This window comes from Noviherbaspirillum malthae (genome assembly GCF_015352985.1).
In the GTDB taxonomy this organism is placed as follows: domain Bacteria; phylum Pseudomonadota; class Gammaproteobacteria; order Burkholderiales; family Burkholderiaceae_D; genus Noviherbaspirillum; species Noviherbaspirillum malthae.
Map to the genome: position 1 here is coordinate 334,396 of NZ_JACYXF010000004.1, position 23,469 is coordinate 357,864.

A 23,469-nucleotide genomic window follows, 5' to 3' on the forward strand; every position below is an offset into this window, starting at 1 on the left:
CGGATCTGGTATCAATTTACCTTGCAAAGAGAAAAACACATGCCCACGGTATTCCTTACGCATCCGCAGGATGCGTTGCACAACTATTACGGTCCGCGGGCGATCGAAGCGCTGCAGGCACTCGCCGAAGTGCGCTTCAACCCGCTGGACCGGGAACTGTCCCCGGCCGAACTGATCGAGGCGGCGAAGGACTGCGTATGCATCGTGTCCTACCGCGGCACGCCCGGCAGCGCGGAACTGTTTGCGCAGCTGCCGAAGCTGGTGTCGTTCTCCCGCTGCGCGATCGATATCCGCAACATCGATGTCAACGCCGCAAGCGCGCACGGCATCCTGGTGACGCAGGCCAGCGCAGGTTTCATTCCTTCGGTGTCGGAATGGATCATCGGCACGATGATCGATCTCGGGCGCCATGTCACCGCCTCCAGCGAAAGCTACCACCGGGGTGAAGTGCCTGCAGCTGCAATGGGACGTGAACTGCGCCACTCCACCCTCGGCGTAATCGGTTACGGCCAGATCAGCCGCTACCTGTGCCGGCTGGCCACGGCCTTCGGCATGCGTGTGGTGGTCAGCGATCCTTTCGCCGCCGTCGACGATCCTGCCGTCACGCAGCTCGGCCAGGAGGCGCTGCTGGAGCAGTCCGATTTCGTGGTCTGCCTCGCCGTCGCCAACGAGCAGACCGAGAACCTGATGAATGCCGAGGCCTTCGCCCGCATGCGGCCGGGCGCGTATTTCATCAATGCCTCGCGCGGCAATCTGGTCGACGAGGCGGCATTGCTGGCCGCGCTGGACTCGGGGCACATCGCCGGCTGCGCGATGGATGTCGGCCGGGCGCCGGACCAGATGCCCTCGCCCGAGCTGGCGAGGCATCCGCGCGCAATCGCCACCCCCCACACCGGCGGTCTTACCCCGCAGGCCATCGAGCACCAGGCCATGGATACGGTCAGGCAGGTCGAAGCGATCCTGCAGGGGCGCGTGCCGGAAGGCGCGGTCAATGCGGCGCATGCGAAACGCCTTCGACGCCTCGACTGCACCAATGCCGTGGCGAGCTGAGCTCATCCGTTCGAGAAAATAAAACAGGAGAAGACATGGAATCCGCCAGACTGAAACCGCCGCCCGGCGCATGCGATTGCCACATGCACGTTTATGAAGACCGTTATCCTCTTGCACCGACGGCCACCTTCAAGCCGCCGCATGCGCCGGTGGATGCCTACAGAAAGGTGCAGCAGGACTTGGGACTGGAACGCACGATCGTCGTCCAGCCCACCGGCTACGGCTTCGACAACAGCTGCACGCTGGATGCGCTTGCCGCCCTCGGCGATACGGCGCGCGGCGTTGCCGTCATTGCGCCCGACCTGCCAGACGACGAAGTGGAAAAGCTGCATGCAAGGGGCATGCGCGGCGTGCGCTTCATGATGCTGGGCGGCGTTCTTCCCTGGGAAGCGCTGGAACCGATGGCGTCGCGCCTGCAAGCCTTCGACTGGCACGTCAACCTGCAGCTGGACGGACGGGAGTTGCCCGATCACGCCGCGCTGCTGCAGCGCGTGCCGGGCAAGCTGGTCATCGACCACACCGGAAAATTCCTCGAGCCGGTGACGCCGGATGATCCCGCCTTCAAGGCGCTATGCCGCCTGCTCGACGGCGGCAAATGCTGGGTCAAGCTTTCCGCACCGTATGAGACTTCGCGCGACGGCGCGCCGCATTACGGCGACGTCGGCCTGCTTGCACGCACCCTGGCCGCCGCTTATCCGGAGCGCTGCCTGTGGGCGAGCAACTGGCCGCATCCCAACCGCGATCCGCTGCCGTCGGATGCGGGCCTGCTGGATCTGCTCCTTGACTGGGCGCCCGACGAACGTGCGCGCCATCGCATTCTGGTCGAGAACCCCGAGGAAGTGTACGGCTTCCCGCGCTCCTGAATTCCTCCTGATGCTGCTGCGGGCAGCAGCCGCGGAACAACGTTGAATGCGGCAGCAGGTTCGGGGAGAGAAAAACTCTAGTCCCCTCCTCCGTCACCGCCCCCGTCTCCTCCGCAGCCGTCTCCCGCGCCTCCCCCTCCACCGTCTCCACCGCCGCCATCACCGCCGCCGAAACCGCTTCCTGCATGCGCGGCGGCAAAGAAGTCGTTGAACGCAGCCGCCGAGACGAGGCCCGCCAGCAGCATGCCCGCCGGCGTCAGCACTTCGGGAAAATTGGGCACTGCCGACATCAGGCCGCGTCCATCGAGTTTCACGTAGCCGATGCGGCCGCCGCTGATCAGCCAGCCGTGGCCGCCGGGCAGGGCCAGCTGCTGGTCCAGCAGGAACAGGGCCGGCAGCGCGGGCGTCATCGGGGACATGCCGGCGACGGCTCTCGCCTGCAGCAGGCAATTGGCAATGGCCTCTTCCCATTGTGCGCGGCTGCGCGGCGGATTGCTGTCGGCCGATGAGGGGAAATGATGGGCACGCAGGCGGTCGAGTCCTGCGCTATCCAGATCCGCCCAGGCATCCCACAAGACCTGTGCCGCCAGCGACGGCAATGCGCACGGCTTGTCGGTACGGGCAAGGCAGTCGAAATACGTGAGCAGGGCTTCGGCCACATGCCGCAAGGCTTTTTCGTTGATGCCGGATCCCGGATGCAGCCGGGCGATGCGTTCCAGCCACAGGGTATCAAGTCCTTCCGGCAGCTGGGCAATTGCCGCGTAGCGGCCGGCATGCAAGACACCGCGCGGACACGTGATGCGGTTCCAGAGTGATTTCATGGGCAGAAAGGCAAAGACTTCTTACTGTTGTCGGATCGTTATTCTGCCGCAGCGTTCCAGCTTTCATCGGAAGGGTTTGCAACGCAGCGGGAACCGATGGAACTTTTCTCACGCAGCAACGCACTCATTGCGTCCCGTTTTCAGGTTTGCAACAAACCCGACAATCCATTACTTCCATCGCGAGCGCATTGTGGTGAATTTTTCCCGTTTCAATCCATCCCGTCTTACATCGATTCATACGGAACATGCTCGTCCGCCCGACAGAACCCATGGACCATTAACCGGGCACGGAGCGCAATCCAGTCAGTATGCCGGGCCGGTTCAGCCCTCCGGCAATATCAGCCGCCCAACTGCCCGGCACCGCATATCTTTGCAAGCGGCCGACGTGGAGCCTGAACTGCAATGGCTGCTTGCGGAGCGCAATCGCAATGCCGACCTGATGATCACCGCTCCCGCGCAACAGCGCAACGCACGGCGGCGCCTGCGCAGCATCCTGCATCAGCACGGGCAAGACATGCTTTACCTTGATAATCCGCAATCGCTGGATGATCTCGACACGACGTTGCATGTCGAGAACGGCAGGCCGGTTCTGTGCGCTGGTCCGTTTCGGCTGATGCTGCAGAGGGGAGGAACGCTGGTACTGAACGTGGCGCGCTTCTCGCCACAGGAGCTGGAGGGCTTCAATACACTGGTAGAGGAGCAGACCTGGAAGGGAGAGCGGCTGCCGAACAAGGTAAAGACCATCTATCTCTGCGACAGCAACACCTTGCAAAAGGGCAGGCTCAGCGGAGCCGTCGTCTCCCGTGCGATCTTCCGGGACATGAGTCAACATGAGTTTCCGGAGGCCGGTGATCCGGCTTTTACCGAAGCTCAGGAAACCTACCCGCTTGGCACCCAGGTCATTGATCTGCAGGGCGACAGCAATTGGCGATTCAGGTTGTTTGGCGGTCCGGAGCTTGCCTTGGACCAGACCTGGCGCATGCGCGAACCCCTCGTCGATATGCAGGCATCGACGCCGCTTTGCCTGCGCGGCGTCTTGCCGGACGATGCGGACCTGATGGATCAGATAGCCGCCTTGCGCGAGAATGGGCGAACTGTCTGGCGGGAACATGGTATCTCGCCCGAGGAGCACAAGAAGCTTGCTGCCAACAAGCAAGCTCTTCCGCAAGAGGACTTACCCAATTTGCACCGGCCAGACGCACCGGTATTCGTGGTGAATTCCTGCAACCTGATCGAAACGCTGGAAGGCAGCTATGGCGCAGAAGGCGGACAATTGCGACGGCATCCGTCCATACTGGAGCAGGCAAGTAAGGGTCCGTCTGGAAAACGGCCAATCGTGTACGTGAGCCATCTGATGCCCGAGCCGTTCTGGGACCGGCTGATGCTGCATCCCCAGAGCTTTCTCGTCGCCGCAGCAGCCGGCGTGCCGGTGCCATACCTGTACAAGGATCTCGTCACGACAGTGAATAGAGGCGCTGAGGCCACAAGCCATGCATCAATCGAACCAGCATCCGAGTCGCATGGGCCGGTCGGTTTTCTGTTCACCGCGGACCCGACTTTGATCGACTATCCTGCCGACGCCCGCAAGATATTCATCACACCGGATACCCGCAGCGATACGCTCATCTCGCGCTTGAACATGACGCAGACGCCGGGCACGGCGCTGCCGGAATTCTCCAATGACACGCAGCAGTTGCTGATTGACCTCGTGAATGGTGAAACCGTTTTTCTGCATGGCCTGGACAAGAACCCGGCACTCGTGGAAGAACTCGCTCCGCTGATTCATCCTCCTCACCGACTGCACTTCAATGGCGAGTATCTGGATTTCGGAAAAGACGGCAAGCTTAACGGCAAGCTTAACGGCAGGCTGATCATCGTCACAAGCAAGCGGGAGGTACTTGACGCGCATCCGCTCTCCCCTGTCTACCATGACGGTTTTGACACTAATAACCAGGAGCATTGGAAAAGTGCGGTACTCGACAAGTTGACTGCGGCATTTCCCCAGGAAGATGGGAATCGCCTGCAGATGCGGCTGGATAGTTTGCTGGGACTGCTCAAGCACATGCCCGCCCTTAATAAGCAGACTGATGCGCCATTCCCTGCCAGCTATTCGATGATAGAAAAGCTGTTTCGTCATTTTCCCGATAGCAGCTTGGCTACGCGCGATGGAGGTGACAATCCGCGATGGAAAATCCAGCGTGCCGTATTCAAGGATATCCTGCTCGGCGACTACCGGCAGTTCGACCGGAACGCCGATGAGCGCTATGCCTATCTCAAGGCAATGCTCAAGGTGACGTTCCCCGAGGAGATGAGCCCGATGGCGCCGCAGACTTTCGACATCGACCGTCTGCGAAGCCTGCTGAGCCAGGTCATCCATCCAAAACAGGTCCGTGAACATGTCTGGCAGTTCATTAACCTCTTCAGCCCGGATGTGATCCGGAAGATCATCGGGCAGACGGCGGAAGATCGTGGAGCGGAGGACGCCGAGCGCCTGGCCCCCATGGTGCTGGCATTGATACACCAGGCCGCTGCCCAACACGGGGTCGAACTGCCAGGCTCGTTTCATGGGCATGATGCACCGGCAGCCGGAGTTGACGACGGCATCGGGAAGCTTACCCCGCATAGCCGCATGCGCAAGCAGGAACCAGGGCAAAAGGTCCGGGACAAGATCGAAGAGACGGGCAGGCGAGACAACGATCAGCGCCGCGGCAGGGCCCGTTTTTTCAAAGGTCCGCCTGGCACAGGAAAAACGCATTTCGCAAGCAGGATCGCAAACGATGGGCGGAACACACTGGTTGCCGCCACCGGCACGGCAGCCGATGAATCCATCCTGAAACAATGGGCCACCGCTACCGAACCACCTCTTCTCATCATCGACGAAGCCAATCTTGCCAAGGAAGGCAGCCATGACATCTTCCGCGGCCTGCTGACCGAAGGCAGCATGCTGATCGACGGCCAGCGCTACCAACTCAGCGAAATGCATCAGGTGGTCTTTACCGGAAACGCAGATGACTATCCCGGCCGAACCCGGCATGACATCGCCGCAGATGCCTTCGCCACCATCATTTTCAAGCCGACACAGGCGGAGGATTTGCGCGACAGACATGCAAGGCCGCTTGTCGGCAAGGCACTTGCCCGTTCCCTTCCGAAAAGGATTCTGCACAGGCTGTTTGCCAAGCCCACGGTCAGGAGACTGGAAGCCCTTTTTCATGCGCAGCCGGCCGGCTTCAAGCAATACATCATCCAGCATGGAGTGGAAATTCATGCGGCCTTCCAGCAAGCCTATTCCAACAAGGGTTTTTCGCTTCGCAACCTGGAAGAGTTCGTCACTCAGGTGATCTGTTCCCTGAAAAGCGGGGCCGCCCCTTCCACCCCCGCGGAGCTCGCGCCATGGATGGTTCGCCTGGCGCTGGATGTCTATGCCGGCGGGCTGCCTTTCGACGAACGCCCCATCATCGATATCTGGCTCCGTCGGCATTTCAATGTGCCGGCGCACACCGTTCTGCCCCGCTTACCTGTCGCCGAACTGAAATCCGATCGCCTGGTTCTCACCGACAGCACTCGGGAATTGGGCAGCAGGATACTTTGGTGGCTCGATACCCAGAACAAGCGTCGTCAATTCAATCACAAACCGAACGCCCTGGGACAGCAGGCGCTTCTGATCGAAGGCCCGGCTTCGCGCGGCAAGGATGAAATCGTGAAGGCGGCGCTTGAAACCGGCAACTACCGCTACCTTCATGTCAATGCCAGTCCTACCAATCCGGAACAACTGAAAGACGACATCAGGCAAGCACGCGAGGAAGGGTTGGTGCTGGTGGTCTCGGAAATGACGCTATACGACAGCAAGCAGCTTGAACGAATCCTCAATCCGGTGCTGACCGGCGACGTGCCGGCCCATCCGAATTTCCGTCTGATAGCCACCGTCAACCCGGCCGACTATGCCGGCCGCAAGAGCATGTCGCCGGCATTGCAAAACCGGATGCAAATGCTCGTCATTCCATCTTACGAACCGGCGGAACTGCGGGAAATCGCACGGGGCCTCGCGCAACGCCGGTCCGGCAACAGACTTACCAAGCTTGCCGCCCGCCTCCGTCTGCCGGGCAGCAGGGATATGGCACTTCCCCGACTCACCGAAGAGACTGTAAATGCTCTGGTCGAGCGACATATTGGACTGAACAAAGAACTGGCGGCTTATTCGGAGCAGCACCAGCCAACGATCCGCGAACTGCGTGCCAGCATCGAGTCGTTGAGCCGTAACTCTTTTCAAACCGCGGGCACGGTGATCAACGAAAACTATGCCTATTACCTGCGGCTTGCCGACGCCTCCGGAGGCGCTGCTCTCAATGTAGCATCGGCGGACATGGATGATCCGGTTGCACGCAAGACTCAGCTGCTGCAACTGGCGCTGAAGCTTACCTATCCTTCATGGCTATCCCTGCCGGAGTTTTCCTCTGTGACAAATTCGGAGCAGGCAGTTCGTTACGATCCGACGATGCACCGCCTTGAGTTTGATGCCGATCGCGCCATCAGCCAGCTATGCAACGAATTGCTGGAGCTTGCCGTGAATAGTTTTCAAGTCCCTGTGCGTGAAATGCCGGGACCAAAGGAAACCGGCGTTCAGCTCCCCATACAAAACGACACCTCTCAGCATTCACCAGCGGTGCAGCCGCAGAGCTTTAATTCCAATGTACCTCTTCCAACGTCCGGCGTCGGCAGTCCGCCTAAGGAAGGATATATCGGAACCATACATAACTACCATGGCGAAATTTACCTCAATACGATGAAGGCAACGCTCGATGAAAAAACTTGCTCGTTTGAGCGGCAACAGTTCAACGAAGCGGAAAGCAGATCAAGTCAGACATTGACAGCGAAGTTGCCGCGTATTGAGCTCAATAATGTCCGCGTGGACCATACGGCTTCCGGCAAACGCATCATTTATCTGCTTGCCACAAGCGAGACTCGCCCTACTAGCGTACTTATCGACGGTACTCCTGCCACCACGGTATATCGTGACGAACATGGCGGCTGGTATGTGCATGCCGATGATTCCGCGCAGGCATCGGTGAAAGCGCTGACCTATGCGCTTGCAAGCTATCAGGACCCGGACGCAACGACATCAGAGCGCAAAGACAAGGGCAAGAGCAAAGCGAAATTCTTCAATGGGCTTGATCTGAATTTATCGACTTCCGATGATGAGCTTGACGTTGATAACGACAATGCAAAATCCGCAGTCGAGGCCATTAGCCGGCTATGGAAACAAGCTTCGAGAGTAAATATGACAAAGCATGAGATAGCCGAGTCTTTGAAAACCATCTTGAAAAACCCGCGATTCTTCCTTTACTCCGACGACGATACGCAAGCTCTGAATGCCGCACCCGATCTAACTGCACGATTCAATCGATTCCTCCGTGCCGGTAAAGGTGTCTGTTTTGAATTTGCTGGAACCTATGCCGCCATTCTTGAGCAAGTCTTTGGGATCGCCACGCGTCAGTGCTCCGGATATTACACACAATCAGATCGTATTCCGGCCCAAAAGCACCAGTGGGTCGAATATGCCGATGCTGCAAACCATTGGCATCGCATCGATCCGACGCCCTCTGCCCCTGTTAACAATCGTGCCGGTCATCCTGGCGCTGTTCCGGACGAACGTGCCATTAAAATAGCCGCTGGCCGCCGAAATCCAACTTCCTCATTGCCCTGGATTCAACTAAACTCCTGGACCGAATTGAACATACCGCCGGAACTGTTGAATAATCACTTTTCTCCAGGCAAGCTCGGGTTGGAATATTGGGACATGCAAGACGATACGGAGAAATTCAATCCCTACTCGGGAGACCTCGTTCTCAAACGCGTTTTCCAAGGAGAAAGGAATATATACCGCAGGGCGGCCACGAGTGCCGTAATGCGCTTTCGCCGAGTGTATATAGAGGGTCTTCCGCAACAAAACAGCGAAAGAGAAACAGAAACGCTCGAATTCTTATGCAAGCTCTTACGTCCGCTTCAAGCGCTTATTCGTAGCAACGTCGAAGTTTTCATTTATGACGTCAAAGGCAACCCGAGGCGGATTGATTCCGCCGACGAGTTGCAGTCCCTCCTGCTCTTGCCACAGAAAGTATCAACGGACATGACGCTTCCGGGTAACGAAAGGGCCGTCATCGCCAACAATGAAAAACGCGACTTCTTTGGCAATCTGATGTCCGCATACTATAACGCTGTGCTCGATTTCAGGGGCATTGACCGTGACAACCACAACGCCGTCAAGAATGCATTGGCCATGGACCTTTATCCGCTAATGGTGCAGTCCGGAACCACCGGCATCAAGGAGTTGACACTCACGTTGAATGGGTCGGATTACCTCATCACGCAGGCTGACATCGATACCATAAGCGAGGAAATTAAAGCTCAGACTCGGTCCGCCACGAATCAACTCTATAATGATCTTGACCCAAAAGACGGTACTAAAAGAAAAGCTGCAATGGATGCGCTGGATAATAAGATGGTCAAACATCATATCGACGGGTTAACGGGCAGGCAACGATTGGTCTACATAAATAACACCACACTCGCATTGCGTGAAATTAATGACCACGATTTCAGCACATGGGCATTCAGGCATATGCATGCGCTTGCCACAGGAATGCAGCTCAGTAAATTAGAGGGCAATGGACGCGTGATTGTCACCGTCGTTAATGAGCTAATAGGGTTGTTTAAAGACGGCCATCTCAGGATGGATAACGGCGAACAGGTGGATCGCTTTATTGCTCTGCTTAAGGAATTTCCTGCTCACTCAGTCGATGGTGGAGTTTTCGCGAGGTCTATTGCGCCTAACCTGGAATCATGGATTGGCAAAGATTCACCTCTTGATAAAACGCAAAAAATTAGATTTAACATAGCTATTAGAAGATTAGACTCGGACATGGCTTAATGGAGGTTGCAAAATGAGCGAGCAAATTCTTCACTCCTTGAAAAGGCGGTATAGATGGACGGCGCCACCTCGGCGGTGCCGTCCATCCGCTACAGCGCCCTCAAATCGGCCACCGGCTCCTTGCCGAAGCCTTCACTCAACAGGAAGCCGACCAGCCTGTCCGCACATTCCCCGGGACTGCTCAGCGCGCCGTCGCGCTTCATGCCTTCGAAACGCTCGCGCAGCGGGAAGCGTTCCAGCGGGGTTGCACGGATGGCGGCCTGCATGTCGGTATCGATGACGCCGGGCGCGAGACTGCAGATGCGCAGCGTCGACACGCCGTCGAGCGCCGCCGCGCGTGCATGATGATCGAGCGCGGCCTTGGTCGCGCAGTAGACGCTCCAGCCGGGATAGGCGCTGCGGCCGGCGCCGCTCGATACATGCAGCACGCGCACCTCGCCTGCCTTGCTTGCGTTCGCGTACGCGCAGACCGCATCCGCCAGCATCAGCGGCGCCGCCACGTTGACGCTGACCGCCCGCGCGACAGCCGACGGGTCCTGCACGCCGAGCGGCCCCACCGGCTCCACCAACCCGGCATTGTTGATCAGCAGGATGCGGGTGCATCCTGCGAGCCGGCGCGGCAATTCATCCGAACCCAGCCATGCGGCGACAGCCGCCGGGTCGGACAGATCGAGGCCGACTTGTTCCAACTTGTCTCCTTGCCGGGGAACATCGGCCAGCGGACTACGGGCGATGCCCAGCACGGGGATGCCCCGGCCGAGCAGTTCATTGCAGATCGCGGCGCCCAGGCCGCGGCTGTGGCCGGTCAGTATTGCCTTGAGCATGTTGTGACTCTCCTTTGGTTTTGATGTCCGTTGCCCGCCCGCAGGCGGACTGCCGGGGCTGCTGCATTGCGCCTCTTTTCCTAGTGGTGCGTGTTAAAAATTTGTTGGTCAAATAGTGGACGAGAATCGTGCCGATACGGCGTCAACAATGCGCGCAAGGCCCCGGCCTTGCTGTGCTTGTTTCTTTGTCTCGACTCGATTTCGCCATATTTGCCTTCAACAAATTTTCAACTCACCCCACTAGCTATCCTTTTCGAGTCTACGCAAAACCAGCATGGCTTGCATGGCTGCATCCGGTTACAGGGTTTGCGGAAAGAAAGCTGCATGTGCGGTCAAGACGGCATTACGCGGCAGGCGGACAGCAGGTGATGAGTCAGTCGACCGGGTAGGAACAATCCTCAGGTCCGCGCATCGAATCCCCTTACCAACAGACTCAAGAGGATGATATGAACGCTACCTGGATCGTTTCCGCGAACGCAAGCCGCGCGAGGTTCTTTTCCCAAAGCAATCTGACCGAACCTCTGGAAGAAATCAATGACATGGTCAACGAGGGGTCGCGCCTGAGGATGGTGGAATCCACCGAGTCCGACAAGCGCGGACCGACTGCCGGCACGAAGAGCATGCACAACACCGGCGGTGCCGTGCCGAACAAGCTGTACGAGCCGCCGACCACGCCGGACGTGCGCGAGGCGGAACTGTTTGCCCGCGACATCGCCAGCTACCTGCTGGAGAACCAGCGCGACGGCCGCTTCGACAAGCTGTCGGTGGTTGCGGCACCGCAGTTTCTCGGCATGCTGCGCAAGGTGCTCGATCCCCAGGTGCAGTCGGCCATTGACGTGGAGATCGACAAGGACTATACGCAGTACAACCCCGGCCAGCTGCGCGACCAGATCCAAACCTACAAGGGCAAGAGCTGAGCTCGAGGGGCTGCAAATACAGTGGATGAAGCGCATGGGACAGATCCATCGCTTCACCTGTCGTGCTGCATCCATCCGGAAAGGCGACCACGCAGGCCGCCTTTCCCTGCTGCAAATTCACTCCTTCCTTCCGCCGCCGTTCGCCTTGCGCTTTATCCAACTGCAGCTACTGGCATGGCAACTGTCGCCGTCCAATCCTGTCCAAGACAAAACGCTTTTACATTGAACGCGATCAAGCAGGGCCGACGGTGATTCCTTCACCATGTCCTCGACATGATCCATTCGCCGCGCGGAGGAGCAGGCCTCCCGGTTTTCTGACCGGCCAGCCTTGCCGACCGCGTTTCCTGCATTCATTGATTGCGCCAAAGGCATACGCATGACCGGCATGACCACCATGATTTTCTATCGCCTGCTGATCGTCGTTGCGACCCTGCTGGTCATGGAAGTCGCGGTCACGCTGTTTCATCGGTACGTGATGCATGGTTTCGGCTGGGGCTGGCATGCATCGCATCATCAGTCGGGCAAGACCCCGACCTGGGAAAAGAACGACCTGTACGCCATCGTGTTTGCCGGCGCCACCATTCTGCTGTTTGCGTTGGGCGACAAGCACGCGCCGCTGTGGTGGGTGGCCTTCGGCATCACCTTGTACGGCTTGCTCTACGGCATCCTGCATGACGTGCTGATCCATCGCAGGCTGCCTTTCAAATGGAAGCCGCGCAACCGCTATCTGCAGCGGCTGATCAAGGCCCATTATCTGCATCATGCCGTCAAGACACGCGAGGACGGCGTCTCCTTCGGATTTCTGTATGCGCCGCCGCTGGACAGGATTCGCTCCCGGCTGCGCCGCAACGGGCCGCCCAGATGAACGCAGCTACGCAAGGCCGCATAGGCATGGCATTGGCGCTGCTGATCATGGCGGCGTGGACTGCGCTGCATGTCACCGGCATATTCTTCATCGACCTGTCGAGTGCGCAGCAATGGCTGCCCGCCCTGCTCATGGTCATTGCGCTGATCTGGCTTTCCGTGGGCCTTTACATCGTCGCCCATGACGCGATGCACGGTTCGCTCTGGCCCGGCAAGCGCAGCGCCGGCGACGCAATCGGCACGCTGGCGCTGTGGCTGTATGCCGGCTTTTCCTACCGCAGGCTGCTCCCCAAGCACCAGTCGCATCACAGGTATCCGGGTTCGCCCGACGATCCGGACTTCGCGCCGGATGCATCGAGCCGCGCGCTGGCTTGGTACGGACGCTTCATGACGACCTATCTCGGCCGGCGCGAAATGCTGGTGATTGCAGCACGCGCCGGCGTCTACCTGCTGCTCGGCGCGAAGCTGCAGAACATCCTGCTCTTCTTTGCCCTGCCCGGCCTGCTGTCCTCGTTCCAGCTGTTTTACTTCGGTACCTATCTTCCGCACCGGCATGCGCCCGACGGCGCCGCGCCTTTCGCAGACCATCACCGGGCGCGCAGCAACGAATACGGCTACCTGTGTTCGCTGCTGAGCTGCTTCCATTTCGGCTATCACCACGAGCATCACCTGCAGCCCGGGCTACCGTGGTGGCGCCTGCCCGGAGCGCGCAGACCATGAGCGCCACGGCCTCGACATCCGGCGGACGGCATATCGTTTTCGCGACCACCGGTTCGCTGGGCGACCTGCATCCCTTCCTCGCGCTCGGCGGCGAACTGCGGCGGCGCGGCCACCGCGTGACGCTGGCCACCAGCGCCGTTCATCGCGAGCATGTGTCCAAGGCGGGGCTGGACTTCCATCACATGCGGCCCGACCCTGAAGACTCGCCGGCCTTTCATGCGCGCTACATGCATCCGAAGACCGGCGGCGAGTTCGTCTACCGGCATTATCTCGGTCCCGCGATCCGCGACAGCTATGAAGACCTGGCCCGGGCCGCCGCCAAGGCCGACCTGCTGGTCAGCCAGTCGCTGATGGCGCTGGCCGCGCCGCTGGTCGCAGCCCGTACCGGCATCCGCTGGGTCTCGGCGGTGCTGCAGCCGATGTCCTTCTTTTCCGTGCATGAACGGCCCAACTATCTTCCCCTACAGCTGCTGTCCTGGCTGTGCGGGCGCTCGCCGGAACTGCACGGACGGGTCTTTCATTACGTCAGGAAGCATACCGAGGAATGGGTGCGCCCGGTGATGGAGCTTAGGCATGAACTCGGCATCGCCGACGGGATCGAACAGCGTCATCCGATGTACGAAGGCCAGCATTCGCCGAGCCGGGTGCTGGCCATGTTTTCTCCGCTCTTGGGCAAACCGCAGCCCGACTGGCCGCAGCCTGCGGTGCAGACCGGCACCGCGCTGTATCGCCAGGAGCAGCCGATGCCGCCTGAGCTGCAGCATTTCCTGCACCAGTCGTCCCTGCCGCTGGCGGTGTTTACGCTCTCTTCTGCCGCCAGCAATGATGCCGGCGACTTCTATCGCGACAGCCTGCATGCGGCGGAAGCCGCTGGAATGCGGGCCCTGCTGGTGATGGGCGGTTTGGCCGCAGGTTCAGTCTTGCCGCAGCCTCTGCCGCCGTGGGCAATGCGCGTTGATTACGCCGCCTTCGAACAGGTATTTCCGCATGCCGCCGTCATTGTGCATTCGGGCGGCATCGCTACCTCGTTCAAGGCCCTGCAGGCCGGCAAGCCGCAGATCGTGGTGCCGCATGCGCACGATCAGCTCGACAATGCGATGCGTCTTGCGCGCCTGGGCGTGGCCGACGTTATTCAGGGCAGGCGCATCGATGCGGGCAGGCTGCGCAAAGTCCTGGCCGACCGGCAGATGCAGCAGCGGGCTGCCGCACTCGCCGACGAAACGCGCGGGGAAAACGGCGTGGCCAGCGCATGCGACGAGATCGAGGAGCAGCTTGCCCATGCATGACCTGATCCTCATTGGCGGCGGCCTGGCCAACGGTCTCATTGCATGGCGTCTCAAACAACTGAGGCCGGCGCTGCGCATCCTGCTCGTCGAACGCGAAACCGCTCTCGGCGGCAACCATACCTGGTCGTTCTATCAGGAAGACCTGGCGCCCGCGCAGCATGCATGGCTGGCGCCGCTGGTCGTGCGGCAGTGGCCGGCTTACGAAGTGCGCTTCCCGGCGCACCGGCGAATACTGAATACCGCATGCTACAGCATCGATTCCGAACGCTTCCATGCAGTACTGATGCATGATCTGAGCGATTGCGTGATGCTGGATGCCGAGGTCGGCGACATCGACGCTGTCAATGGCACGGTGGTCATCAACGGCCAGCGCCATGCTGCGCACGCCATCATCGACGGACGCGGCCATGAATCCTCGGCGCACATGCGCCACGCCTGGCAGAAATTCCTCGGCCGCGAAGTCGAGCTCGGCCGGCCGCATGGCCAGGCCATGCCGATCATCATGGATGCCACGGTGGAGCAGCGCGACGGCTACCGCTTCGTCTATACGCTGCCTTTCGACGAACGCCGCATTCTGATCGAGGACACCTACTACAGCACCTCGCCCGCGCTCGATCCGGCCTCGCTGCGGACGAACATCGATGCCTATGCCGCAGCACGCGGCTGGCAGATCGCGCGCGTGCTGCGGGAGGAAACCGGGGTGCTGCCGATCGCGCTGTCCGGCGATATCGACCGATACTGGAACGACAAGCCGGACGCCTTGCCGCGCAGCGGCCTGCGCGCCGGGTTGTTCCACGCTACCACCGGCTATTCGCTGCTGTTCACCGTACGCCTTGCGGACGAGATCGCCGCACTCGCAGAAGCCGGCGACATCCGAGCGGACACGGTCTACCGCCTCGTCAGGAATTTTTCCGCGGAGCAGTGGCGCAGCCAGCGTTTCCTGCGTGCCCTGAACCGCATGCTGTTTTTCGCCGGCGAGCCGGATCAGCGCTACCGGATATTGCAGCGTTTCTACACCCTTCCGCAGCAGCTGGTCGAGCGCTTCTATGCGGCGCGGCTGACGCGGTTCGACCAACTCCGCATCCTGTCGGGCAAACCGCCCGTGCCCGTGGCCGCCGCGCTGCGGGCGCTATGCGATCTTCGAAAGGAAACATCATCAAAGCCGTCGTGATTGGCAGTGGATTCGGTGGCCTCGCCCTGGCCATCCGCCTGCAGTCGGCAGGCATACCTACCCTTGTCCTCGAAGGCCGCGACAAGCCGGGCGGGCGCGCCTACGTCTATGAAGACGAAGGCTTCACCTTCGATGCCGGCCCGACCGTCATTACCGATCCCACCGCGCTGGAAGAGCTGTTCGCGCTGTCGGGCCGCAAGCTCGGCGACTATGCGAAGCTGATGCCGGTCAGTCCCTTCTACCGGCTCTGCTGGGAAGACGGCTACCGCTTCGACTATGTCAATGACCAGCAGGAGCTGGACCGTCAGATCGGGGAAAAGTCGCCGCAGGACGTTGCTGGCTACCGCCAGTTCCTCGACTATTCGAAGGCGGTGCTGGACGAAGGCTATCTCAAACTGGGTCATGTTCCCTTCCCGGATTTCCGCAGCATGATCCGCGTGGCGCCACAATTGATCCGGCTGGAAAGCTACCGCAGCGTGTACAGTATCGTCTCGCGCTTCATCCGCGACCCGCATCTGCGCCAGGCGTTCAGCTTCCATTCGCTGCTGGTGGGCGGCAACCCCTTTGAAACCTCGTCCATCTATGCATTGATCCACGCGCTCGAGCGGCAGTGGGGCGTGTTCTTTCCGCAGGGCGGCACCGGCGCGCTGGTGCGCGGCATGGTGCGCCTCTTCGAGGAACTGGGCGGCGAAGTACGGCTCAATGCGCCGGTCGATGAAATCTGCGTCGAGCAGGGCCGGGTGAGCGCGGTGATGCTGCAGTCGGGCGAGCGCATTCCCTGCCTGTTCGCGGCCAGCAACGCCGATGTGGTGCATACCTACGACAAGCTGCTGCGCAACGACGCGCTGGCGCAGCGCAAGGCGGCCGGCCTGAAGAAAAAGCGCTTCAGCATGTCGCTGTTCGTGATCTACTTCGGGCTGCGCGGCGTGCGCGACGACCTGCAGCATCATACGGTGCTGTTCGGGCCGCGCTACCGCGAGCTGCTGAAGGACATCTTCCACGGCGCCGAGCTGCCGGAGGATTTTTCGCTTTACCTGCATGCGCCGACGGTCACCGACCCTTCGCTCGCGCCGCCGGGCCACAGCGCCTATTACGTGCTGGCGCCGGTACCGCACCTCGGCCATGCCGGCATCGACTGGGCGACGGAGGGGCCGCGCTACCGCGACCGCATCCTTGCCTACCTGGAAAAGCATTACATTCCCGGGCTGCAGCGCGACCTGGTCACCTCGCGCATCTTCACGCCCTGCGACTTCCGCGACGAACTCAATGCCCATGTCGGTTCCGCCTTCTCTCTGGAACCGGTGCTGTGGCAGAGCGCCTATTTCCGCACCCATAACAAGGACCAGCAGATACAGGGCCTGTACTTTGTCGGTGCCGGCACCCATCCCGGCGCGGGGGTGCCGGGCGTGGTCGGCTCTGCGAAGGCGACCTCCCGCATCATCCTCGACGACATCCCCGCAAGGAGGGCCGCCTGATGCAAGACCTGGCCGCTTACAGCGAAACCACGATCAAGCAAGGCTCCAACAGCTTCGCCAGGGCGGCAATGCTGTTCGACGCCGATACCCGCAACAGCGTCATGATGCTCTATGCCTGGTGCCGCCATTGCGACGACGTGATCGACGGCCAGGAACTGGGCCACGGCCTGCAGGCGCTGACCGTACAGCAGAAGCTGCAGCGGCTGGATATGCTGCGCCGGGAAACCGAGCGCGTGTGCGCCGGGCAGGGCAGCGACATCCCCGCCTTCGCCGCCTTGCAGCAAGTGGTGCGCAAGCATGGGATTGCGCGGCGCCACCTGTTCGACCTGCTCGACGGCTTCGCAATGGACGCCGACGAGGTGCGCTTCGTCACGCTCGACGATACCCTGCGCTACTGCTATCACGTCGCCGGCGTGGTGGGCGTGATGATGGCGCGCATCATGGGTGCCGAAGACGAGGATGTGATTCATCGCGCATCCGACCTCGGCATCGCGTTCCAGCTCACCAACATCTCCCGCGATGTGATGGACGACCTGAGCATAGGCCGGTGCTACCTGCCGGAGGAATGGCTGGCGAAGAAAGGGATTCCCGTCGAGGAGCTGCATCTGCCCGCACACAGGGAAGGCTTGCATGCAGCGGCGAGCGATCTGGTTGAACTGGCGGAACGCTACTACGCCTCGGCCCGCATCGGCATCGCGCATCTGCCGTGGCGATGCGCCTGGGCGATTTCCAGCGCCTTGCTGATCTACCGTGATATCGGGCTGCTGGTAAGAAAGGGCGGCATCAGCGCCTGGGACGCACGCATGCGGGTATCGGGCGGCCGCAAGCTGTGGCGGCTCGGCCATGGCGGCCTGATGGCTGCCGATGCGATCAGACGCAGGCAGGCGGCGAACGCCGCGCCGCGTGTGGGCTTGTGGACACGGACCGTCCACGGAATGCAGATGAGCCGCAATGACTAGAGCGCATTCGGCCTGACCGGACTAGGCGAGGCCGAGGTGATTTGCCTGTGGGCGACGGCAGGGTTTCGCAAACCACCGGTTTGCGCTGCCATAGCCGGACTGGCCTGCAGGCCGGTCCGTGGGAGAAGGCGTGGTGACGCGACATGGCGGGCCATGACAAGGAGGACTCGGCGTCCCCACACAACGCAGTGCCGCTGGCAAATCAGCCGGGATCGACAGGCCAGTCAGGCCGAATGCGCTCTAGATTGCTCCAGCAATCGAGCCGAATGACGAGGGTGATGAGATGGAAAGTGCCCGGGAAGTTGCGAGCGGTTCCGGCATGGCAGGCGGCAATGCCGGATATTGCTTGAGCTTCTCGAAGATAACCTGACGGCTGCTCACACCTCGGTATTCCAATTCTTGATTTCGTCGATACTCAAATAGTAGGAAGCATCGGTATCGATTTCATCGCTATGTCTTCTCAGGATGGCGAGTGCCTCCAGGACTCGAGGTTCATTCGATTGATTGTCCAGGCGTATCGAGATATTCATTGGGTCGACGTAGGTTTTTCCCCTCTCGTTCATGAACTTAAGCACCTCCTGCTTGACTTCCTCCTTTGTCATCTTGGAGTCGCTGAAAGGAGCTTTCCAGTGACCCTTCTCCGATTCATCGGAACCATGCAGTTTCCAGGATTCCTTGATGGCGTCGTTGATATCCTGAATACCGATCCAGCCGTCTTGAGTGTTGGTAGTACCGGCATCGAGCCTCAGAGCCAGACCCGTCCCTGCCGTTTTCAACTGCAAGAATGCAGCTTTTTCCTTGTCGCTCAACGCGATCGTTTTATTCTCGTCGAGTTTGAGGAACCCCGCATTGGCCGCATCGTCAATCTGGGCTTGAGAAATAAACGGCATGTTATTGTCATGCATGAATTTCCTGAGAGTCAGCGCCGTTTGATAATCGGTAGGGTAATAGCTGCCGTCCGCGTTCTTCCTGAAATGTTTTGGTTCCTCATAAGAGTTCGGGTCGAATTTTCCGCTTAGGCCGCTTGCAATTGGAAGTGTCATGACAGTATCCATCTGAATTGAGTTTGATGTATTACAGCACCAAGTCTGCTTGTATAGAGATGTCGAAGCAGGCCCGTTTATCGAACCAGGGTTGACAATATGTGGTTTGGTGGCGGAAAGAGTTCCTGTGCTGCAGCAGACCAATCAAAGCCCGGAAAATGAGGCAGAGCAATTCAAGCTGATTGCCAGACCCAATGCGCCCCGGCATTCCCGCCTGGATTACCGGATAACCCAGGCGGGAATGACTTGGAAATTTGTTGAAGGCCGATGCGGCAAAACCGGACCGGGAAACGGAAAAGCTCGGCGCATCCGCATGAGTCATACCAATCCCAAGGCATAACGTGCCAGATGAGAACGATGGATTTTTTCGTCCGGGAAGGCTGAGGTCGCAGTTCAGGAATCCATGGCGGGGCTATGGATGACGAGCACAACGCGGGCAGGCGGAAAAAGACGCGATCTCATGGCATGTCATACCTTGGCATTGGCATTGGGCAAATGAATCAGGCAGCCGCCGCCTCCGGATGCTTCACTTCCCCGCCGTCTTCCGAAGGTCGTCTGTCACCGCCCTGCCGACCGCCGGATCATCGGTGAAAAAGCCGTCGATGCCCGCTCGCAGGAAGGCTTGCAGTTCGGCCGCCATGTTACCGCGCTGCGATGGGGACGCCGGGTTACCCTGCCGGAGATCGGCAGGGAGGAATGGATTCTCGGGACGGAAGGTATAGGGGTGGACGAAAAGCATCGCGGCATGGGCGTTGCGCACGAGGCTGGTCGGCGTGCCAAGGTTTCTTGTGGCGTCGCGCGGAATTACCATTTCCTTGCTCGGGCCGATACCGTCCGCATAGGTCGCTACTTCCCGCAGCCCGTCTGCGCTTGCGATATCCGCATAGGTGCGCTTGTCGCCGGCACGGCGGAAATCTTCCGGCCTGCCGCCGCCGGCTAGCAGCTGCACAACGGGCAGTTCGGTCATCGTCCGGATTTCCTTCAGGTTCGCCACCTCGAAGGATTGAATGAATACCGGCGCTTCCCTGCCGCGATAGCCGTTGGCATGAAGCGCATCGACCAGGCGCCTTTCCAGCGGCAGGCCAATCGCCTTGAAATGGCTGGGGTGCTTCGTCTCCGCATAGATGCCGATGGTGCGTCCCGTCTCCTTCGACTTGCGCTGCGCAAGATCGATCACTTCCTGCAGAGTCGGTATCTGGAATCGACCGTCGTAGGCGGTGTTGGCCGGGCGGTTCGCCGGAATGCGCTCCTTCGCGCGCAGCGTCTTCAGTTCGGCCAGCGTGAAGTCTTCGGTGAACCATCCGCTCACCGGAACGTTGTCGATGATCCTGGTGGTTCTGCGCTCGGCGAATTCCGGCTTGTCCGCAACGTCGGTGGTGCCGGAAATCTCGTTCTCATGACGCGCTACCAGGACGCCGTCTCCGGTGCTGACCAGGTCGGGTTCGATCACGTCGGCGCCGTCGTCGATGGCTTTTTCATACGCCTCCAGCGTATGTTCCGGCCGCAAGGCGCTCGCGCCGCGATGGCCGATCACCAGCGTCGCGGGAAGCGGTGTTGGCTTCGCGCCGCCATCCATGCCATCCGCGCTGTGTACGCCGAGCGGCAAAAGGCTGCATGCGCCTGCCATCAATGCCGCGGTCCATGCCTGTTTCATGTTGTCGTCCTTGCATTGAAAAGTGGAACCGGGACCATCCCGGCGCTTCATGACATCCCGATGCGCAACGATAACACTTCAACTGAAACGGCGATGCGCCTGCTCGCCCGAGGGAACATCATTGGCGGCTTGTTCATCGGCAGCCGACGACGCATCGCGCATGCCGCGCCGGGCAGCGAGAAAGCAGCTGTCGTCCATGGTTCTGATCCGCCCCGCGGCATCCGGCCACAGCTGCGACGGCAGTTCGTTCAATGCCAATGCAATCGCGCACCTTACTTGTCTTGAGCCTTTCCCGCCCAGCGCCGAGGAAAGCATGACCGGCGCATCCGGCGCGACGATGCCGATGCTGGCAGCCAGCCGGCGGTTGGACAATCTGCCGAACTTGGCAACCAGGCGTGCCCTGATGGCGCTCGAGTTGCATCGGCTGCCCGCTTCGCTCCGGGCATCGATGCCGTGTTCAAACCGCCGGCCAAGCAGCAGCTCCAAATTTTCCAGCGCCTGTGCATAGCTTGCGCCATAGGCATGGCAGTCGGGATGGTCGGGAACGATTGCGACGTAGCGGCCATCCTCAAAATACAGATGAATCGTGGGTCTGAGCTGCATGCAAGTACTTCGGCTGCCAGGGCACCGGCGTGGCGCCCTTCACTGCACCCGGCTGTCCAGCTTGGTGTATGCGTAATCGGTATGCCGGATGTCCTTGCCTTCGACGACGTAGATCACATACTCGGCAATGTTCTTCGCATGGTCGCCGACGCGCTCGATCGCTTTCGCGACCCAGATCGTGTCGAGCGCGGCGGAAATGGTGCGCGGGTCTTCCATCATGAAGGTCACCATTTCGCGCGTCGTGGCGCGGAATTCATGATCGATGTCCTGGTCCTGCGAAATGATCTGCATTGCCTGCTTGTCGTCGAGGCGCGCGAAGCAGTCGAGCGCATCGCGCAGCAGCTGGATGGCGCCCAGCGCGAGGATGCGGATCGATTCGTAGTGATTGAGCACGCTGACCGGCCCGCGCTCATGCAAGGCCTGCGCGGTGCGGGCGATCTTGACCGCCTCGTCCCCGATGCGCTCGAGGTCGGTGATCACCTTCAGCGTGGCGACCACGGAGCGCAGGTCATTGGCCGTCGGCTGGCGCTTGACGATGAGATGGCTGCAGGCATCGTCGAGATCGACTTCCAGGCGGTTGACGCTTTCGTCGCCCTTGATGACCTTGTCCGCCTGGCTCATGTTGCCGGTGCGGAAGCAGCCGATGGCATCGTACAGCTGGTTTTCCACGATGCCTCCGACCATCAGCATCTTGGCCCGTATGGTTTCGAGGTCGAGGTCGTACTGCGTGGAGGAATGATCGGCCGACATAAGTGGCTCCTGAAAGTGGACTAGCCGAAGCGCCCGGTGATGTAATCCTGCGTCGCCTTCTTCGCCGGATTCATGAAGATCTGGTCGGTTTCGCCGAACTCGACCAGCTCGCCCAGATACATGTAGGCAGTGAAATCCGAGCAGCGCGCCGCCTGCTGCATGTTGTGCGTCACGATGGCGATCGTGTAATCCTGCTTGAGCTCGTGGATCAGCTCCTCGATCTTCACCGTCGAGATCGGGTCCAGCGCCGACGTCGGCTCGTCCAGCAGCAGCACATCGGGCTTGACCGCCACCCCGCGCGCGATGCACAGCCGCTGCTGCTGACCGCCCGACAGGCTCAGGCCGCTCTTGTTGAGCTTGTCCTTGACCTCGCCCCACAGCGCCGCCTTCTTCAGCGCCCATTCCACCCGCTCGTCCATCTCGCCCCTGGACAGGTTTTCGTACAGCCGCACGCCGAAGGCGATGTTTTCATAGACCGACATCGGGAACGGCGTCGGTTTCTGGAACACCATGCCGACCTTGGCGCGCAGCATGTTGACGTCCTGGCCGGGATCGAGGATGTTGCGCCCGTTGAAGTTGATGTTGCCTTCGGCGCGCTGGCCGGGGTACAGGTCGTACATGCGGTTGAGGGTACGGAGCAGCGTCGACTTGCCGCAGCCGGACGGGCCGATAAAGGCCGTCACTTTCTTCTCGTAGACGTTGAGATTGACGTTTTTCAGGCCTTGAAAGCTGCCATAGAAGAAATTCAGGCCGGAGATCTGCAGTGTGGCGTTCGGTGTCATCGGTTGGCTCGGTGCATTCATGTCAGTTGGGAATTTTCTGGCTGAACAGGGTACGCGACAGGATATTGAGGCCCAGCACGCTGAAGGTGATCAGCAGCGCGCCGCCCCAGGCCAGTTCGCGCCAGTTGTCGTACGGGCTCATAGCAAACTGGTAGATCACCACCGGCAGGTTGGCCATCGGCGCATTCATGTTGGCGCTGAAGAACTGGTTATTGAGCGCCGTGAACAGCAGCGGCGCCGTCTCGCCCGAGATGCGCGCCACCGCCAGCAGCACGCCCGTGATCACGCCGGCCTTCACCGCCCGCAGCCGCACCATCATCGCCACCTTCCAGCGCGGCGCGCCCAGCGAGAACGCCGCCTCGCGCAGGCTGCTGGGCACCAGCTTGAGCATGTTGTCGGTGGTGCGCACCACCACCGGAATGGCAATCAGCGAGATCGCAAACGTGCCGGCCCAGCCGGAAAAATGCTTCACGTTGGCCACGTAGATCGCATAGACGAACAGGCCGATGACGATCGACGGCGCCGAGAGCATGATGTCGGTGACAAAGCGCGTGACCTGCGCCAGCCAGCTTTCCTCGCCGTACTCGGCCAGGTAGATGCCGGCCAGGATGCCCACCGGCGTGCTGATGAGCGTGGCCGCGCCCACCATCAGCAGGCTGCCGACGATGGCATTGATCAGGCCGCCGCCCTCGCCGCCCGGGGCCGGCGTGGTTTCGGTGAACATGGCGATGCTCAGTGCGCTGAAACCCTTGATGAGCAGGG

Annotated in this window: 20 protein-coding genes; 12 read left to right on the forward strand and 8 right to left on the reverse strand. The window is 60.4% G+C overall.

Features of this window, described 5'->3' with window-relative positions:
* Positions 1–39: 39 nt before the first annotated feature.
* Both IGW03_RS09580 and IGW03_RS09585 read left to right on the forward strand, forming a co-directional pair.
* Complete coding sequence (locus tag IGW03_RS09580) at positions 40–1,050, forward strand: hydroxyacid dehydrogenase (protein ID WP_194722303.1); 1,011 nt, start codon at positions 40–42, stop codon at positions 1,048–1,050.
* Positions 1,051–1,085: 35 nt separating this feature from the next.
* Positions 1,086–1,913, forward strand: coding sequence for an amidohydrolase family protein (locus tag IGW03_RS09585; RefSeq protein WP_194722304.1), 828 nt, complete (start codon positions 1,086–1,088; stop codon positions 1,911–1,913).
* A gap of 77 nt (positions 1,914–1,990) precedes the next feature.
* On the opposite strand, the gene IGW03_RS09590 is transcribed toward IGW03_RS09585, so the two are convergent.
* Complete coding sequence (locus IGW03_RS09590; RefSeq protein ID WP_194722305.1) at positions 1,991–2,734, reverse strand: hypothetical protein; 744 nt, start codon at positions 2,732–2,734, stop codon at positions 1,991–1,993.
* A gap of 127 nt (positions 2,735–2,861) precedes the next feature.
* On the opposite strand from IGW03_RS09590, the gene IGW03_RS09595 reads away from it, so the two are divergent.
* Positions 2,862–9,659 (forward strand): transglutaminase domain-containing protein, encoded by a 6,798-nt coding sequence (locus IGW03_RS09595; protein WP_194722306.1) that lies wholly within the window; start codon positions 2,862–2,864, stop codon positions 9,657–9,659.
* 89 nt (positions 9,660–9,748) lie between these two features.
* On the opposite strand, the gene IGW03_RS09600 is transcribed toward IGW03_RS09595, so the two are convergent.
* Entirely contained in the window at positions 9,749–10,483 is a 735-nt protein-coding gene (locus IGW03_RS09600) for an SDR family oxidoreductase (RefSeq protein WP_194722307.1), read from the reverse strand.
* A gap of 446 nt (positions 10,484–10,929) precedes the next feature.
* Here IGW03_RS09600 and IGW03_RS09605 point away from each other — a divergent pair, with 446 nt between their 5' ends.
* From IGW03_RS09605 to IGW03_RS09640, 8 genes are all read left to right on the forward strand, one after another.
* Positions 10,930–11,400: a host attachment protein gene (locus IGW03_RS09605; protein WP_194722308.1), complete on the forward strand. Its 471-nt coding sequence runs from the start codon at positions 10,930–10,932 to the stop codon at positions 11,398–11,400.
* 34 nt (positions 11,401–11,434) lie between these two features.
* Positions 11,435–11,626, forward strand: coding sequence for a hypothetical protein (locus tag IGW03_RS09610; protein WP_194722309.1), 192 nt, complete (start codon positions 11,435–11,437; stop codon positions 11,624–11,626).
* Positions 11,627–11,776: 150 nt separating this feature from the next.
* Complete coding sequence (locus tag IGW03_RS09615; protein ID WP_228535277.1) at positions 11,777–12,265, forward strand: sterol desaturase family protein; 489 nt, start codon at positions 11,777–11,779, stop codon at positions 12,263–12,265.
* Positions 12,262–12,984 carry a fatty acid desaturase gene (locus IGW03_RS09620; protein ID WP_194722310.1) on the forward strand — a complete coding sequence of 241 codons (723 nt, stop codon included), beginning with the start codon at positions 12,262–12,264 and terminating at the stop codon, positions 12,982–12,984. The genes IGW03_RS09615 and IGW03_RS09620 overlap by 4 nt, the downstream gene beginning before the upstream one ends.
* The gene (locus tag IGW03_RS09625) at positions 12,981–14,270 is read left to right on the forward strand and encodes a glycosyltransferase (RefSeq protein WP_194722311.1); all 1,290 of its coding nucleotides are present in this window, start codon (positions 12,981–12,983) and stop codon (positions 14,268–14,270) included. The genes IGW03_RS09620 and IGW03_RS09625 overlap by 4 nt, the downstream gene beginning before the upstream one ends.
* Positions 14,263–15,441 (forward strand): lycopene beta-cyclase CrtY, encoded by a 1,179-nt coding sequence (gene crtY / locus IGW03_RS09630; protein WP_194722312.1) that lies wholly within the window; start codon positions 14,263–14,265, stop codon positions 15,439–15,441. Before IGW03_RS09625 ends, crtY begins: the two co-directional genes overlap by 8 nt.
* Positions 15,438–16,916 carry a phytoene desaturase gene (locus IGW03_RS09635; RefSeq protein ID WP_323744947.1) on the forward strand — a complete coding sequence of 493 codons (1,479 nt, stop codon included), beginning with the start codon at positions 15,438–15,440 and terminating at the stop codon, positions 16,914–16,916. The genes crtY and IGW03_RS09635 overlap by 4 nt, the downstream gene beginning before the upstream one ends.
* Complete coding sequence (locus IGW03_RS09640) at positions 16,916–17,875, forward strand: phytoene/squalene synthase family protein (RefSeq protein WP_194722314.1); 960 nt, start codon at positions 16,916–16,918, stop codon at positions 17,873–17,875. Before IGW03_RS09635 ends, IGW03_RS09640 begins: the two co-directional genes overlap by 1 nt.
* A gap of 377 nt (positions 17,876–18,252) precedes the next feature.
* Here IGW03_RS09640 and IGW03_RS09645 read toward each other — a convergent pair whose 3' ends face one another.
* On the reverse strand, positions 18,253–18,918 hold the full coding sequence (locus IGW03_RS09645) for a hypothetical protein (RefSeq protein WP_194722315.1): 666 nt from the start codon (positions 18,916–18,918) through the stop codon (positions 18,253–18,255).
* A gap of 127 nt (positions 18,919–19,045) precedes the next feature.
* Between IGW03_RS09645 and IGW03_RS09650 the strand changes: the two genes are divergently transcribed.
* Positions 19,046–19,258: a hypothetical protein gene (locus tag IGW03_RS09650; RefSeq protein ID WP_194722316.1), complete on the forward strand. Its 213-nt coding sequence runs from the start codon at positions 19,046–19,048 to the stop codon at positions 19,256–19,258.
* 186 nt (positions 19,259–19,444) lie between these two features.
* Here IGW03_RS09650 and IGW03_RS09655 read toward each other — a convergent pair whose 3' ends face one another.
* From IGW03_RS09655 to pstA, 5 genes are all read right to left on the reverse strand, one after another.
* On the reverse strand, positions 19,445–20,572 hold the full coding sequence (locus tag IGW03_RS09655; RefSeq protein ID WP_194722317.1) for a glycerophosphodiester phosphodiesterase: 1,128 nt from the start codon (positions 20,570–20,572) through the stop codon (positions 19,445–19,447).
* Between the two features lie 78 nt (positions 20,573–20,650).
* The gene (locus tag IGW03_RS09660) at positions 20,651–21,175 is read right to left on the reverse strand and encodes a type II toxin-antitoxin system HicB family antitoxin (protein WP_194722318.1); all 525 of its coding nucleotides are present in this window, start codon (positions 21,173–21,175) and stop codon (positions 20,651–20,653) included.
* Between the two features lie 39 nt (positions 21,176–21,214).
* Positions 21,215–21,925 carry a phosphate signaling complex protein PhoU gene (gene phoU / locus IGW03_RS09665; RefSeq protein ID WP_194722319.1) on the reverse strand — a complete coding sequence of 237 codons (711 nt, stop codon included), beginning with the start codon at positions 21,923–21,925 and terminating at the stop codon, positions 21,215–21,217.
* 20 nt (positions 21,926–21,945) lie between these two features.
* Positions 21,946–22,728 (reverse strand): phosphate ABC transporter ATP-binding protein PstB, encoded by a 783-nt coding sequence (gene pstB / locus IGW03_RS09670; RefSeq protein WP_194722320.1) that lies wholly within the window; start codon positions 22,726–22,728, stop codon positions 21,946–21,948.
* Between the two features lies 1 nt (position 22,729).
* Entirely contained in the window at positions 22,730–23,467 is a 738-nt protein-coding gene (pstA, locus tag IGW03_RS09675; RefSeq protein ID WP_228535279.1) for a phosphate ABC transporter permease PstA, read from the reverse strand.
* Between the last annotated feature and the right edge of the window lie 2 nt (positions 23,468–23,469).